Source organism: Prochlorococcus marinus str. SB, from assembly GCF_000760115.1.
In the GTDB taxonomy this organism is placed as follows: Bacteria; Cyanobacteriota; Cyanobacteriia; order PCC-6307; family Cyanobiaceae; genus Prochlorococcus_A; species Prochlorococcus_A marinus_D.
This window is the reverse complement of sequence record NZ_JNAS01000002.1, coordinates 475211-489416: the sequence shown is the minus strand read 5'-3', so window position 1 is coordinate 489416 and position 14206 is coordinate 475211. Positions and strand designations below refer to the sequence as shown.

At 32.4% G+C, this 14206-nt stretch carries 15 protein-coding genes; 10 read left to right on the top strand and 5 right to left on the bottom strand.

Annotated features, from left to right (window positions below):
- Positions 1-6 precede the first annotated feature (6 nt).
- The 3 genes from EV02_RS03620 to EV02_RS03630 are packed head-to-tail and all read left to right on the top strand — an operon-like array spanning position 7 to position 2556.
- Positions 7-1014 carry a beta-ketoacyl-ACP synthase III gene (locus tag EV02_RS03620; protein ID WP_032519752.1) on the top strand — a complete coding sequence of 336 codons (1008 nt, stop codon included), beginning with the start codon at positions 7-9 and terminating at the stop codon, positions 1012-1014.
- Positions 1015-1032: 18 nt separating this feature from the next.
- Positions 1033-1929, top strand: coding sequence for an ACP S-malonyltransferase (fabD, locus tag EV02_RS03625; protein ID WP_032519750.1), 897 nt, complete (start codon positions 1033-1035; stop codon positions 1927-1929).
- 6 nt (positions 1930-1935) lie between these two features.
- Positions 1936-2556: a lysophospholipid acyltransferase family protein gene (locus EV02_RS03630; protein WP_032519749.1), complete on the top strand. Its 621-nt coding sequence runs from the start codon at positions 1936-1938 to the stop codon at positions 2554-2556.
- Between the two features lie 4 nt (positions 2557-2560).
- Here the strand turns inward: EV02_RS03630 and EV02_RS03635 are convergent, their stop codons facing one another.
- Both EV02_RS03635 and EV02_RS03640 read right to left on the bottom strand, forming a co-directional pair.
- The gene (locus EV02_RS03635) at positions 2561-3214 is read right to left on the bottom strand and encodes a molecular chaperone (protein ID WP_032519748.1); all 654 of its coding nucleotides are present in this window, start codon (positions 3212-3214) and stop codon (positions 2561-2563) included.
- A gap of 9 nt (positions 3215-3223) precedes the next feature.
- On the bottom strand, positions 3224-3475 hold the full coding sequence (locus tag EV02_RS03640) for a Ycf34 family protein (RefSeq protein ID WP_011817632.1): 252 nt from the start codon (positions 3473-3475) through the stop codon (positions 3224-3226).
- 14 nt (positions 3476-3489) lie between these two features.
- Here EV02_RS03640 and EV02_RS03645 point away from each other — a divergent pair, with 14 nt between their 5' ends.
- Entirely contained in the window at positions 3490-4707 is a 1218-nt protein-coding gene (locus EV02_RS03645) for a CCA tRNA nucleotidyltransferase (RefSeq protein WP_032519747.1), read from the top strand.
- A gap of 58 nt (positions 4708-4765) precedes the next feature.
- Positions 4766-5185, top strand: coding sequence for an RNA recognition motif domain-containing protein (locus EV02_RS03650; protein ID WP_025880297.1), 420 nt, complete (start codon positions 4766-4768; stop codon positions 5183-5185).
- Here EV02_RS03650 and EV02_RS03655 read toward each other — a convergent pair whose 3' ends face one another.
- Together EV02_RS03655 and pds are read right to left on the bottom strand one after the other, a co-directional pair.
- Complete coding sequence (locus EV02_RS03655) at positions 5186-6094, bottom strand: phytoene synthase (RefSeq protein WP_032519746.1); 909 nt, start codon at positions 6092-6094, stop codon at positions 5186-5188. It abuts the gene before it with no gap.
- Between the two features lie 40 nt (positions 6095-6134).
- Positions 6135-7535: a 15-cis-phytoene desaturase gene (gene pds / locus EV02_RS03660; RefSeq protein WP_032519745.1), complete on the bottom strand. Its 1401-nt coding sequence runs from the start codon at positions 7533-7535 to the stop codon at positions 6135-6137.
- 90 nt (positions 7536-7625) lie between these two features.
- On the opposite strand from pds, the gene ndhM reads away from it, so the two are divergent.
- A complete protein-coding gene (gene ndhM, locus EV02_RS03665) occupies positions 7626-7973 on the top strand; it encodes an NAD(P)H-quinone oxidoreductase subunit M (protein WP_032519743.1) in 348 nt (115 codons plus the stop codon).
- Entirely contained in the window at positions 7970-8593 is a 624-nt protein-coding gene (locus EV02_RS03670; protein WP_032519742.1) for a DUF3172 domain-containing protein, read from the top strand. The genes ndhM and EV02_RS03670 overlap by 4 nt, the downstream gene beginning before the upstream one ends.
- A 6-nt stretch (positions 8594-8599) precedes the next feature.
- On the opposite strand, the gene EV02_RS03675 is transcribed toward EV02_RS03670, so the two are convergent.
- Entirely contained in the window at positions 8600-9544 is a 945-nt protein-coding gene (locus EV02_RS03675) for a LysR family transcriptional regulator (RefSeq protein WP_032519741.1), read from the bottom strand.
- 82 nt (positions 9545-9626) lie between these two features.
- On the opposite strand from EV02_RS03675, the gene EV02_RS03680 reads away from it, so the two are divergent.
- The 3 genes from EV02_RS03680 (at position 9627) to EV02_RS03690 (ending at position 14136) form a co-directional block, all read left to right on the top strand.
- A complete protein-coding gene (locus EV02_RS03680) occupies positions 9627-10355 on the top strand; it encodes an NnrU family protein (RefSeq protein WP_032519740.1) in 729 nt (242 codons plus the stop codon).
- A gap of 33 nt (positions 10356-10388) precedes the next feature.
- Entirely contained in the window at positions 10389-12410 is a 2022-nt protein-coding gene (locus EV02_RS03685; RefSeq protein ID WP_032519739.1) for an NAD(P)H-quinone oxidoreductase subunit 5, read from the top strand.
- Between the two features lie 121 nt (positions 12411-12531).
- Positions 12532-14136, top strand: coding sequence for an NAD(P)H-quinone oxidoreductase subunit 4 (locus EV02_RS03690; RefSeq protein WP_032519738.1), 1605 nt, complete (start codon positions 12532-12534; stop codon positions 14134-14136).
- The last annotated feature ends 70 nt before the right edge of the window (positions 14137-14206 follow it).

Sequence of the window (14206 nt, the reverse complement as noted above, 5' to 3'; positions counted from 1 at the left end):
ATTCTTTTGGAAGGAATAAATTTTAATCAGATTGGAGTGTCATTCAAGGGAAGCGGAAGTTATGTACCTGATCAAATTTTAACCAATCAAAAAATTAGTCAAAAGGTTGATACAAGCAATGAATGGATACAATCAAGAACTGGTATTTCTGAGAGAAGAATCTCTGGTGTAAAAGATAATGTTACTGAGATGGGTTATAAGGCTGCTCTAACTGCTGTAGAAATGGCTAATTGGGATATTAAAACGATTGATTTAATTGTTTTAGCTACTTCTACTCCGCATGATTTATTTGGATCAGCCCCATCAATTCAAGCTAAATTAGGGGCAGTTAATGCTGTAGCTTTCGATTTAACTGCAGCTTGTAGTGGTTTTTTATTTGCCCTAATAACAGCCTCACAATTTTTAAAAGGGGGTAGTTTTAAAAGGGCTATTGTTATTGGAGCAGATCAATTATCAAGTTTTGTTGATTGGAACGATAGAAGAAGTTGTATTCTCTTTGGAGATGGTGCCGGTGCATTAGCAATAGAAGCCACAAATGAATTTGATAATTTTATAGGTTTTGATATGAGAACTGATGGTGGAAGGGGTTCTTTTCTTAATCTTCCATCAAAAAAGAATAAGGATTCAATAGTTGATGAAATTGACTTTTTAAGTGGAGGTTTTTCTCCAATTCAGATGAATGGTCAGGAAGTTTATAAATTCGCAGTTAAAGAAGTTCCCCTAATTCTTGAAAAGTTGTTGAAAAAAATGAAATATAATTCTGATCAAGTTGATTGGCTCTTGCTGCATCAAGCTAATCAAAGAATATTAGATTCTGTAGGAGAAAGGTTAAAAATTCCCAGAGAAAAGATTCTTAGTAATTTACAAAAATATGGCAATACGTCAGCAGCAACAATTCCACTAATGATGGATGAGGCTATTAGGGATTATAGAATTAAACAAAATGATATTATTGCTACAAGTGGTTTCGGTGCTGGGTTAAGTTGGGGTGCAGCCCTAATTAAATGGGGTTAAAAACAAAATAGTAAAATTATGACAGTTGCATGGGTATTCCCTGGACAGGGTTCGCAAAAAATTGGAATGGCAAAACAAATTGAAAATTTGCCGAGCACAAAAAAGAGGTTTAGTTATGCTTCTGAGATATTTGAGAGAAATTTATTTGAAATTTGCGAGTTGAATTCTGATCCAACAAATCCTCTTAATGATTTAAACAATACAAGAAATACACAAATCTGTCTTTTTTTGGTTGAATCAATTTTATTAGATGCCTTAAAAGAAAATGGTTTTAAACCAAATTATGTTGCTGGGCATAGTCTGGGAGAAATAACAGCATTATATTCTGCCGATGTTTTTTCATTCGAAGATTGTGTATCACTAATTAAAGTAAGATCTCAATTAATGGTAAATGCCGGGAAAGGATCTATGGCAGCAGTAATTGGTTTTGATAGAAATGAACTTGATTTGTTAGTCAAAAAAAGTGAAAATGTTGTAATTGCTAATGATAATAGCTCTTCCCAAGTTGTCTTATCAGGATCTAATGAAGAGTTAGACAATTTATCGAAAGAAATTTCTTGTAAAAGATTCCTAAAATTAAATGTTTCAGGTGCATTCCATTCACCATTCATGGATGAGCCTGCAGTTAAATTTTCTGAGTATTTAAAACAGATTAAGTTTAAAAATCCTTCTTTCCCAGTAATTAGTAATTATGAACCTTCATTATGTGATGATCCTAATGAGCTTAAAACTAGATTGGAAAATCAAATGTGTAATGGCGTAAGGTGGCGAGAAACTATGGATTTAATGGCAAAAGATAATGATCTACATTTTGTTGAAATTGGCCCATCAAATGTGCTTAGCGGTTTAGCAAAAAGACACATTAAAGATTTAAAAATTTCTCAAGTTTCATCTTCCAGTCAAATAAATTATTAATAAAGCATGAAAAATGATGTTTTTCAAAAATTAATCTATCAATTAGTTAGCAAACTTTTTGTATTGCCAATTTATAAATTTGTATTTAGAGGTTATTTAATAGGTAGAGAAAATATTCCACAAAAAAATTCTTTTATAATGGTTTCTAATCATGGTTCTTTGCTTGACCCTCCTTTGTTAGGACATGCTCTTGGACGTAATATATCTTTCATGGCCAAGGCCGAGCTATTTAAAGTACCTTTACTTGGTTTTATTATCAAGGCTTGTGGAGCTTATCCTGTAAAAAGAGGAATTGTTGATAAGAATACCATTAAAACAGCATGTAAAAAATTATCAAATGATAATTGTATTGGAATATTTATTGATGGTACGCGTCAAAAAAATGGTCTAGTGAACAGGCCCAAACAAGGTGCAGCATTATTAGCTTATAAAAATCAAAAATTATTATTGCCTGTTGCAATAGTTAATTCTCATAGACTAATAAGATTTAAATTCTTTATTCCTTTGTTTTCAAAAATAGTGATTAAAGTAGGAAAACCTGTTCAACCTCCACATAGTTCATCAAGAGATGATCTAAATTCTGTAACAATATCCCTTCAAGATAAAATTAATAATTTGCTTGGATAAATATTTAGTTAATTGGAGAAATGGGGTAAAGAGGCAAAACTTTTCTCCAAGAATCTAAATTTGAATTTAAGAAATTTTTATTTGCTAAGTTTAATAGCTCTTTTAAATCTTCTTTATCATCATAACTAGCCTCAAAAGTAAGTTCTTTGCAATCAAGTTCTTTAATAACTTTTGGTAAAACTATTTCTCGAATAACAAGATCCGAGGAGTTTTTTTCTTTATGATAAATTTCATATTTACCTGCAATAAAACCCTTTCGTTTTAATTTTTTATAAATCCAAAATGATTTTTTGTTTGTAAAGATATTATTTTTTGATGCAATTCTTTTTGCCATTATTTCAAATGAACTAAAACTGTCTAGAGGACAATTTATTTGTTGTGAGATAGTTCTTGCTAAAACCACAATAAGTCGTGAAGCATTAAAATTTGCAGGCCCGATGCTGACAGACAACTTATTTATTTTTTGTAAATTTTCTTTTGAAATGAATTTGTTAAGATCATTAATTAAATTGTTGCAAAGGTCATTATCAAATTTTTTGATAAATAATTCATCAGATTCTAGGGTATTGTTTTTTCTATACCCAAAGCCAAATGAATTGTCTGTGCTATGGATTACTAATGTAGGGTAATTTTCTCTTTGTTTAAGTTTAATTGTCATTTATTACCTTTAAACAGGTAATTCCATACCTGGATTACACTTAGACCATTTACCAAATTCATTTTCAAAACTTTCACAAGATTGAACATCCCAATCAGTTTTATAATCACCATTATTATCTTTAACTATATTGACATGAATGAATGGTTTTTTTGCTTTAAAATCAGGTAGATCACAAATATGATCAACACCATGATTATTCTCAACATCATGATAAGTGATACATCTATCAACCCATTTACAGTTGATGCAAATGCACATAATAAATAAATAATATGAAAAATAGCTTTCACACAGATCATACACTAATAATTGATGAATTAGAAAAAAGTATAAAATTTCATAATTTAGATTTTATGTTAGGTTTTTTACCTAAAGGATCATATTTGGTTGGTGGATACATAAGAGATATTATTTTGGGAAGAAAAACTGAAAAGTTAGATGTTGATATTGTGGTACCTTTAAATGCAATTGAAATTGGTAAAAAGATTGCAGATAATATTGGATCAAAATTTATTATTTTAGATAAAAAAAGAGAAGTAGTAAGAATTATTCTTAACAATATTTATATTGATATTGCTAATCAAGTTTCATCTTCCATAGAAGGAGATTTATGTTCTAGAGACTTTTCGATCAATTCAATTGCTTTTTTATTTGATAAGAAGAGTTTGTTTGATCCATTAAATGGTCTTAAAGATCTTGAGATTTCTTTGCTTAGAACTCATTCTGAAAACAATTTATTAAATGATCCTTTACGAATTTTGAGATGTTTTCGATTTGTTTCAGAATTGAATTTTAAAATTGATTTGAGATTAGTTGATTTTATAAAAAAAAATAAAAGGAACTTATATCTTGTCGCAAAAGAGAGAATTACTTATGAAATACAGAAAATAGTAAATGGAGCAAATGCTCTTGATGCAGTATTGTTGATAAAAAAACTAAATATATTTGATACTGAAAATTTATTTGAAGATTCTTTTTTTTTGGATTTACAGAAAATTAATTATGGAGAACTTGATCAAGAAGAAAAAGATAAATATTTACCATCATTTTTTATTTCTCAAATCTTAAATGTTGTAACTTTAGAGAAACTGAAATTTAGTAAAGCTGATATTGCAAAAACTAAGTTATTGCGAAAATGGCATCTTTTCTTGAAAAACAAAAATATCGCTCAGTTAGATGAATTTGACAGATTTAAATTACATCAAGAATTAGAAATGTTTCTTCCATCTTTTATTTTTTATTTACCTCAAAACTTACAATTAGAATGGCTTAATAGATGGCGTGACAAAGATGATAAATTATTTCATCCCTCAAACTTAGTTAATGGTGATGTAATTAAAAAAAATTTGGAAATCAAGGATGGACCTATCTTGGGAGAGCTTTTACAGTATCTTTCTAAAGAACTTGCGTATAAGAGATTGAATAATTTTGATGAAGCTATTTATAAAGCAAAGCGATGGATTGAACAAAATGCGCCAAAATGTGATTAAATACACATAGCTTAGTTTTGTTTAGAAGTTCAGACTTCAAAATCATTTTTAAAAATTTATGAGTATTCGCATTTACATTGGCAATTTACCACAAGGATTTAATCCAAAAGAATTTGATACACTTTTAAAGTCAGTTTCTGACTCGATTAGATTTAAGGCAGTTTTAGATAAGGAAACTAAGGAATGCAGGGGATTTGGTTTTGCAACTTCAAATAATGAAGATAATGCTAATTTATTAATTCAAAAATTAAATGGTTTTGAATTTAATGGTTCTAAATTAAGAGTAGAGCTATCAGAAAAGAAAGATTCTGCTTCAAATAAAAGAAATAGTGGAAAATCAAATAAGAATAAGAAGAGGAAAGACTTTAAGAAAATTGTTCACAGTGATGCTCCTAATTTAGAAGCTCCTGATCCAAGATGGGCAGGAGAACTATCTAAATTAAAAGATTTGTTGGCTAACCAGAAGACTCCTGCTTAGTCATTTAATTCGAGAAATTAAAAAAGATATAGGAATTTCAAAAGCTTTTACTGAATTTTTTACAAAAGCTCTATTATTAAACACATCATAGTCTAGCCTTTCTATAGAATCTAATATTCCTCTGTAAAGACGTAAGGATGTCCAAACAGGCCATCTTGCGTCAGAAGATAACCATTTGATTCCATCTTCAGATTTCTGGAACCAATCGCGAGCCCTGGTTAATTGAAATTTCATTAGTGCTTTCCATTGTTTGTTTATTTCACCTTTTAAAAGTTTGTCTTCAGAATAATTAAATTTTTCAATATCTTCTTGAGGAAGATAAATTCTACCTCTTTGCCTATCTTCGCCGACATCTCTTAAAATATTTGTTAATTGATTAGCTATACCTAAAGCTATAGCGGCTTCTGAGGGGTCAGGTTTGGCACTCCATGGAGCGGATGTGTAAGCACTATCAATGCCCATGACGTTCTGAGTCATCAAACCAACTGTCCCTGCTACTCTATAACAATAGAGTTTTAATTCATCAAAATCTTTGTATCTAAATTTATTAAGATCCATTCTCTGGCCATCTATCATGTCTAGATATGGTTGAATACTTTGTGGATATTTTTCGATGGTGTCTAGTAGAACGGCATCTAATTCCGATTTAATGTTGCCTTTAAAAACATTCTTTGTATTTTCTTCCCATACATTTAAATTTTCTGCAAGTTCATCTTGCGATTTTGTTGAAGCTTCTAAGCTATCCATTATTTCATCTGTTCTTCTACACCAAACATAAATAGCCCAAATAGCTTTTCTTTTCTCTACAGGTAGCAGAAGGGTTCCCAAGTAAAAGGTTTTAGCCCATTTTTGGGTTTCTTTTCGGCATATCTCATATGCTTGATCTAGTTGAGAAATTGAATTTTTCAAAAAGTTTTAGATTAATTTTTAAATTACTGGAATGTAAATCTTATGAAGAAACATTTTGAGGAGTTTTGGAATATTCCTTATTGATTGATTCCGCGCATAATTTACCACTTAAAACAGCTCCTTCCATAGATGCTAAGTATTTTTGCATAGTATAATCACCTGCTAAAAAGAAGTTTTTTATAGGAGATTTTTGACTAGGTCTGAACTCTTGGCATCCAGGAACTGCTTTGTAAACAGATCTTGGAGTTTTGACTACTTTATATTTTCGTAAGTTTGTTTTATCGTCTCCCATGAAATGCGTTGGGAATAATTTTTTGAGTTCCTCCATAGTTGCATCAACAATATCCTGATCACTCCTATTTATCCAATCTTTTGCTGGTGCAAAAACTAATTCAAGCATTGATCTATTTGGATCTTCATATTCTTTGCAGGTGATACTCATATCTGCATAAACACTGAGGAGAGGTGATCTGCTGAATAATAAATGATCAATATCTGTTAATTTTTTGTCAAACCATAAATGGATATTAATGACTGGCACACCATTTAAACCATCTAATTTAGAAAATGCATCTAACCCTTTCCATTGTTTTGGGATCATTAATTTAAAGAGATCTACGGGCATTGCACTTACATAAGCATCAGCCGTTAGCTCTTTCTTTTCGTTTTCATCTAAAGAGGCGACAGTAAAACTTTTAACAGTGCTGTCCTCATTAAGATTGATTTCCCTTAATGGACTATTCATGTGAACTTCACCACCACGAGCAGTAATATAATCAACCATTGGCTGGCAAAGCCTTTCTGGAGGAGCTCCGTCGAGGAATGCCATTTTAGAACCATTTTTTTCTTGTAAAAATCTGTTTAATGCTGTTAATAAAACTGTAGATGATATTTCATCCGGTCCAATAAAATTAAGGGCTTTACTCATCGCTATAAATACTTCATCATTAACTCTTTCCGGTATATTGTGCTCTTTTAGCCAATCTGTCCATGATTTTGTATCACATTTATCTAAGTACTTTTGGCCTCTCAGCATTGCAGGCACTAAACCTAATCCAAATAGAATCTTTTCATTCCATGAAAGCATATCATTATTGCTTAGTATTGCTGATACGCCATTAACTGGAGCAGGTATATCGGGAAAGTCGAATCTACTGTAAGTTCCAGGCTCTGATGGCTGATTAAAAATCATTGAATGACTTTTCCATTGAAGTCTGTCTTCAATATCTAATTCCTTAAAAAGTTGCAACATATTTGGGTAGGCTCCAAAAAATATATGTAACCCAGTTTCATACCAATCTCCATCTTCGTCTTTCCATGCAGCAACTTTCCCTCCTAAAACGTCTCTGGCTTCAAGAACAATCGGAATGTGTCCATTATCGACTAAATATTTGGCGCAAGATAAACCTGCTAAACCAGCACCAGCAATTACAACACGCATTATTAAATCAAGAAATAAATTAACACTTACTAATAAGCTACATTAAAGTTAGAACATAATAGTTTTTTTCGTTGATTATTTCGTAAAATTATGGAAAAAATGCTTTTAAAATCGACTACTAGGCATGTAAGAATTTTTACTGCCGAAGTGGTAGATGAGGAATTAAAGTTTCATCCCAAAAAACTAACTCTTGATTTAGATCCTGATAACGAATTTATTTGGAATGAAGATTCTCTAAACAAAATAAATGAAAAATTCAAAGAATTAATAAAAGAGAGGGCAGGAAAGGATTTAGATGATTATGAACTTCGAAAAATAGGATCAGAAATTGAAGGTTTGATTAAGTTTTTGCTTCAAAACGGTCAGCTTAGCTATAACCCTGATTGTAGAGTAATGAATTATTCAATGGGTTTACCAAAGACAAATGAAGTGCTGTGAATAGATCATCCTCAAATAGAAGGCCAAGAAGAGGCACAAATAGAAGTTATTATCCACCAAATCCAAAGGACATTGATTCGTATGGTCAAAGAAGCAATAGATTGCCTGCTTCTTCTGAGCAAAAGATCAACTTTAGTACAGGAACCATTGCCGTACTTGCTGGAGTATTAATTTTAGGAGTTGGTATCGGGAGCGCTATCACCAGTACAACTGATGGCGGGCAGGGGAATATAGCAAGTCAACAACAATTAGATATGGCTGTCCCAGATCCTGAATTTTGCAGACAATGGGGAGCTAGTGCTTTTGTAATTGATGTTGAAATGTATACGACTCTGAATCCATCTACGAGTTTTGTAACGCAACCAGCTCTTCAGCCAGGGTGTGTTATTAGAAGAGAGAATTGGACAGTGCTACAAAAAGAGGGTGCAATTAGTAATGAAGATGTAAGAGAATGTAAGCAAAGGATGAATACTTTTGCTTATATTGGTTCTATAAGAGATAAGCCAATAGTTAAGTGTGTTTATCAGACTGATGTAAATGAAAATAAATTTATAATAAAAGGTGATGGACAAGCTGAAGACGGCGGGGTAGGTATTAACAGAGAAGCAATTCAGTTTTGATCGAAATTATATATGCCTCAAAGGGCTTTCTAAACTAGCAAATTGTGGAAGAATGTTTTTCTTAAATACTTCTGATGCTCTCGATGTATATCTTGACGGATTAGTAATTAATTTAAGTTCTCTTTTTACCTCTAAATCAGCAACGAATGCTTTGTGGATTGTTCCAGCAGATAATTCTCTTTCAATAGAAACAACAGGCAAAAAGGAAGCTCCTAAACCTGATTGAACTGCATTCTTGATTGCTTCAAGAGAGTTAAGTTCCATCTCAATTTTTAATCTTTGAATATCAAGCCCAGAATCCTGGAGAAGTTTGTCAACAACTTTTCTTGTTGTTGATTGTGAGTCTAATGTTACAAAATTTAATTTGTATAAGTCTTCTTTTAGAAGCTCTTTTTTGATCGAAAGTGGATGTTTAGATGGTAAAACTAATGCCAATTCATCAGTTGCATATGGAATTACTTGTAGCAAATTTTCCAAATCTCCAGGTAATTGTCCGCCAATAATGGCTAAGTCAATTTGCCCATTGGCCACACTCCAACCAGTTCTTCTCGTACTATGAACTTGAAGTTGAACGGATACGTCAGGGTATTTTTGTCTAAATAGTCCTATCATTCTCGGCATTAAATAGGTACCCGTTGTTTGGCTCGCTCCAATGACAAGAGTTCCACCTTTTAAGCTATTTAAATCTTCAATAGCTTTGCAAGCTTCGTCGCATTGATTCAAAATTCGTTCACAATATTCAAGTAATAATCTTCCTGCTTCAGTCAATAGAGCCTTCCTACCACCTCTGTCGAAAATTGTGATTTCAAGTTGTTTTTCTAAATTTTGTATTTGTAAACTTACGGCAGGTTGGGTTACATATAAGAGATCTGCAGCCTTTTTAAAACTTCCTTGAGCTGCTATAGCTTTTAATATTCTTAATTGGTCGAGTGTAAATGGTAATTCTGGCATCTATTATGCCTACAGTTTCTTATAATTCTAATGCTTAAGAGCATTCTTGTTAAGAACAAAATTATTTGAATAATTAAAATATATGGAGATTCATAAAACTTCGCTAATCATCTTAATTTTGATTTTGATTTTTGCGGTCATTCATAGTGGGGGAGCTGCTTTAAGAATCAAAGCAGAATCTATTATGGGTCCAAGATTATGGCGTTTGTGTTTTGTTTTTTTAAGTTTGCCATCTGCAATTATCTTGATTAGTTATTTTTTAGCTCATAGATATGACGGAATCAGATTATGGAATTTACAGGGTAATAATTTTGTTTTTATAGTCGTTTGGTTCTTAACTGCAATAAGTTTTTTATTTTTATATCCCGCTACTTACAATTTGCTAGAAATTCCTTCAGTTTTAAAACCTAAAGTACGAATCTATGGAACTGGGATAATGCGAATCACAAGACATCCACAAGCATTTGGTCAGATAATTTGGTGTTTTGCTCATACTTTATGGATTGGTACATCATTCACATTAGTAACTTCTATTGGCTTAGTTTTGCATCACCTTTTTGCAATCTGGCATGGCGATAAGAGATTAGCAAATAGATTTGGAGAAGAATTTGAAAATTTTAAAAAAAATACTTCAATAATCCCTTTCTTGGCGATACTTGAGGGGAGGCAAGAATTTAAGATTAAAGAATTTTTTAGGTTATCTCAAGTTGGCATATTAATTGCAATAGGCGTACTTTGGTGGTCTCATCAATATATAAATATTGCTGTTAAAACATTTAATTCATCATTTTTGTCTGAATTTTTCAATTGACAGTTTAAAATCAAAATATAAGTTTTTTAAAAAATGCCACAAGCTTCAGAAATTGCCTGGTTAATTCCCGTTTTCCCTCTTATTGGAGCAGTGCTTTCTGGCTTAGGACTAATAAGCATTAACAAGAAAATTAATAATTCAAGAGAAATTGTTTCTGTAGGTCTGATTTCTTTCGTTGGGATTTCTGCGGTAATTAGTTATAAAGCTTTAATTGAACAAGTTAATGGTTATCAATCAGTAGAAAAATTATTTGTATGGGCCAATGCAGGGGATTTCACAATTCCAATGGGATTTGTCCTTGATCCTTTGGGGAGTGTAATGCTTGCGTTAGTAACAACAATAACTTTGCTGGTAATGATTTACTCTCATGGTTACATGGCACATGACAAAGGTTATGTCAGATTTTTTACATATTTAGCATTATTTAGTAGTTCAATGATGGGATTAATAGTTAGTCCGAATTTATTAGAAATTTATGTTTTTTGGGAATTAGTTGGGATGTGTTCTTATTTATTAGTTGGTTTTTGGTATGACAGGGATGGCGCTGCACACGCTGCTCAAAAAGCATTTGTTGTTAATAGAGTGGGAGATTTTGGATTATTACTAGGAATTCTTGGCCTATTTTGGGCAACAAATAGTTTTGATTTTAATGAAATAGCTATTGGAATTTCTCAATCGATATCTGACCATTCGATACCCATTTGGGCTGCTTTATTACTTTGTTTTTTAGTTTTTCTAGGACCAATGGCTAAATCCGCTCAGTTTCCTCTTCATGTTTGGTTACCTGACGCAATGGAAGGTCCTACACCGATTTCTGCACTTATCCATGCTGCAACAATGGTTGCAGCAGGAATCTTTCTAGTAGCAAGACTACAACCTTTGTATTCAATATTCCCCTCTATTCAGTTCATTATTGCTTTAGTTGGTACCATTACTTGTTTTTTAGGAGCTTCTATAGCTTTGACACAAATGGATTTAAAAAAAGGTTTAGCATATAGCACAGTTTCTCAGCTTGGGTATATGATGCTCGCAATGGGTTGTGGAGCACCAGTTGCAGGAATTTTTCATTTAGTAACTCATGCTTGCTTTAAAGCAATGCTATTTTTGGGATCTGGTTCAGTTATACATGCTATGGAAGAAGTAGTTGGCCATCAGCCTGTATTAGCTCAAGATATGAGATTGATGGGCGGTTTAAGAAAAAAAATGCCATATACATCAACAACATTTTTAATAGGTTGTGTAGCAATTAGTGGAATTCCCCCATTGGCAGGATTTTGGAGTAAAGACGAGATACTAGGAAATGCTTTTATATCATTTCCAGCTTTTTGGTTTGTAGGACTTCTAACAGCAGGTATGACTGCTTTTTATATGTTTAGGCTTTATTTCTTGACATTTGAAGGAGATTTCAGAGGGGAGAATAAAGAATTGCAAAAACAGCTTCTAATAGCCTCCAAAACAAACCTAGATGATGAAAATGAAGAAGAGCATGAAGAACATGGCTCTATTCATGAGTCACCCTGGTCTATGACATTTCCCTTGGTATTTCTAGCTGTACCGTCTGTAATAATTGGTTTTATGGGATTTCCATGGGATAGCAAAATTGCAAATTTACTAGATCCTGAAGAAGCAGAGACTGCTGCAAAAGCCTTCGAATTAAAAGAATTTTTACCTTTAGCACTTGCTTCAATACTTATTGCATCAGCCGGAATCATTATTGCTTATCAGGCATATTTTGTGAAAAAAATTAATTTATCAGTTTTATTTGCCGAAAAGTTTCCTAGCATCAACCTATTTTTATCCAATAAATGGTACCTAGATGATATTAATGAGAAACTTTTTGTTAAGGGTAGTAGAAAACTTGCTAAAGAAGTTTTAGAGGTTGATTCAAAGGTTGTTGATGGCGTTGTAAATCTTACTGGACTTGTAACTTTAGGAAGTGGAGAAGGTTTAAAATATTTTGAGACTGGTAGGGCTCAATTTTATGCACTTATTGTTTTTGGAGGTGTAATTTTACTAGTTGCTATATTTGGTTTTCAATCTCCTCAGGTATCTTAATTACAATTGTGTGTCTTCACTGTCCATTGGGGTGAAAAAATGCAGAAAATTTCTAGACTTTATTTAAGATAAATTTCTTATTAAATTGAGTACTTATTTTTATACACATTTTGCGACACAAATGTTGGGAACTTTGGGAGCTGGATTGTCTCATTTCCCTTGGTTATCTGCTTCAATATTATTCCCAATTGGTAGTGCATTTGTGATACCTTTTTTCCCAGATAAAGGGGATGGCAAAGAGGTGAGATGGTTTGCATTGTCTATTGCATTAATAACTTTTTTAATAACTGTAGGTTCATATATAAATGGCTTTGATATTAGTAATGAAAATGTTCAACTTAAAGAAAATATTAGTTGGCTCCCTGATTTAGGTCTTACTTGGTCTGTTGGCGCTGATGGCATGTCTATGCCGTTAATATTATTGACTAGTTTTATAACTGCTTTAGCAGTTCTTGCTGCATGGCCAGTCAAGTTCAAACCAAAGTTATTTTTCTTTTTGATATTGGTTATGGATGGCGGGCAAATCGCTGTGTTTGCGGTACAAGATATGCTTTTATTTTTTCTAACTTGGGAACTTGAGTTAATTCCCGTTTATTTATTGCTGGCTATATGGGGTGGCAAAAATCGACAATATGCAGCAACAAAATTCATTATTTATACAGCTGGAAGTTCTATCTTCATTCTTCTAGCAGCGTTAGCAATGGGATTCTATGGTACAGAAATTCCTAACTTTGAGTTTTCTCACTTGGCGGCTCAAAATTTTAGTCAAAAATTCCAAATATTATGTTATGTAGGGCTTTTAATTGCATTTGGTGTGAAACTTCCAATAGTACCTCTTCACACTTGGCTTCCAGATGCTCATGGAGAGGCTACAGCTCCTGTTCATATGCTATTGGCAGGAATTTTATTAAAGATGGGAGGATATGCTCTTTTAAGATTTAATGCACAATTATTACCCGTTGCTCATGCTCAATTTGCCCCATTATTAATAGTTCTAGGGGTAGTCAACATTATTTATGCTGCATTAACTTCTTTTGCTCAAAGAAATCTTAAAAGAAAAATTGCATACAGTTCGATAAGTCATATGGGTTTTGTTCTTATTGGTATAGGTAGTTTTAGTAGCCTTGGAACGAGCGGAGCTATGCTGCAAATGGTTAGTCATGGATTAATAGGTGCAAGTTTATTTTTTCTTGTTGGTGCCACATATGACAGAACAAAGACTCTTAAACTTGATGAAATGAGTGGTGTAGGACAAAAAATGAGAATTATGTTTGCCCTATGGACTGCTTGCTCCCTTGCTTCCTTGGCTTTGCCTGGAATGAGTGGATTTGTTTCCGAATTGATGGTATTTACAGGATTTGTTACTGATGAAGTGTATACACTTCCTTTTAGGGTAGTAATGGCCTCTTTAGCTGCTATAGGTGTAATACTTACTCCTATTTATCTACTTTCAATGTTACGAGAAATTTTCTTTGGTAAAGAAAATCCTCAATTAATCCAAGAACGAAAACTTATAGATGCAGAGCCAAGGGAAGTTTATATTATTGCCTGTTTACTTTTACCGATTATTGGAATAGGTTTATACCCAAGATTAATTACTGAAAGTTACATTGCATCTATCAATAATTTGGTTGATCGAGATTTAACTGCAGTTAAAAGTGCTGTGAAAACAAATATTTTTTCAGGAACTAAAACAAATGATATTCTAAAAGCTCCAACAATATAATTTTTTAAATTAACGCAATATTGTTTGGCATTAAATAAATTAAAAGATATCTTGTGAGTAGATTTTATCT

What these genes read in the sequence shown, in the direction of transcription:
- pds (WP_032519745.1), bottom strand. Translation starts at nt 7,535, where the DNA reads ATGCGTGTTGTAATTGCTGGTGCTGGTTTAGCAGGTTTATCTTGCGCC.
- ndhM (WP_032519743.1), top strand. Translation starts at nt 7,626, where the DNA reads ATGGAAAAAATGCTTTTAAAATCGACTACTAGGCATGTAAGAATTTTT.
- fabD (WP_032519750.1), top strand. Translation starts at nt 1,033, where the DNA reads ATGACAGTTGCATGGGTATTCCCTGGACAGGGTTCGCAAAAAATTGGA.
- EV02_RS03680 (WP_032519740.1), top strand. Translation starts at nt 9,627, where the DNA reads ATGGAGATTCATAAAACTTCGCTAATCATCTTAATTTTGATTTTGATT.
- EV02_RS03690 (WP_032519738.1), top strand. Translation starts at nt 12,532, where the DNA reads ATGTTGGGAACTTTGGGAGCTGGATTGTCTCATTTCCCTTGGTTATCT.
- EV02_RS03630 (WP_032519749.1), top strand. Translation starts at nt 1,936, where the DNA reads ATGAAAAATGATGTTTTTCAAAAATTAATCTATCAATTAGTTAGCAAA.
- EV02_RS03640 (WP_011817632.1), bottom strand. Translation starts at nt 3,475, where the DNA reads ATGTGCATTTGCATCAACTGTAAATGGGTTGATAGATGTATCACTTAT.
- EV02_RS03675 (WP_032519741.1), bottom strand. Translation starts at nt 9,544, where the DNA reads ATGCCAGAATTACCATTTACACTCGACCAATTAAGAATATTAAAAGCT.
- EV02_RS03685 (WP_032519739.1), top strand. Translation starts at nt 10,389, where the DNA reads ATGCCACAAGCTTCAGAAATTGCCTGGTTAATTCCCGTTTTCCCTCTT.
- EV02_RS03635 (WP_032519748.1), bottom strand. Translation starts at nt 3,214, where the DNA reads ATGACAATTAAACTTAAACAAAGAGAAAATTACCCTACATTAGTAATC.
- EV02_RS03645 (WP_032519747.1), top strand. Translation starts at nt 3,490, where the DNA reads ATGAAAAATAGCTTTCACACAGATCATACACTAATAATTGATGAATTA.
- EV02_RS03650 (WP_025880297.1), top strand. Translation starts at nt 4,766, where the DNA reads ATGAGTATTCGCATTTACATTGGCAATTTACCACAAGGATTTAATCCA.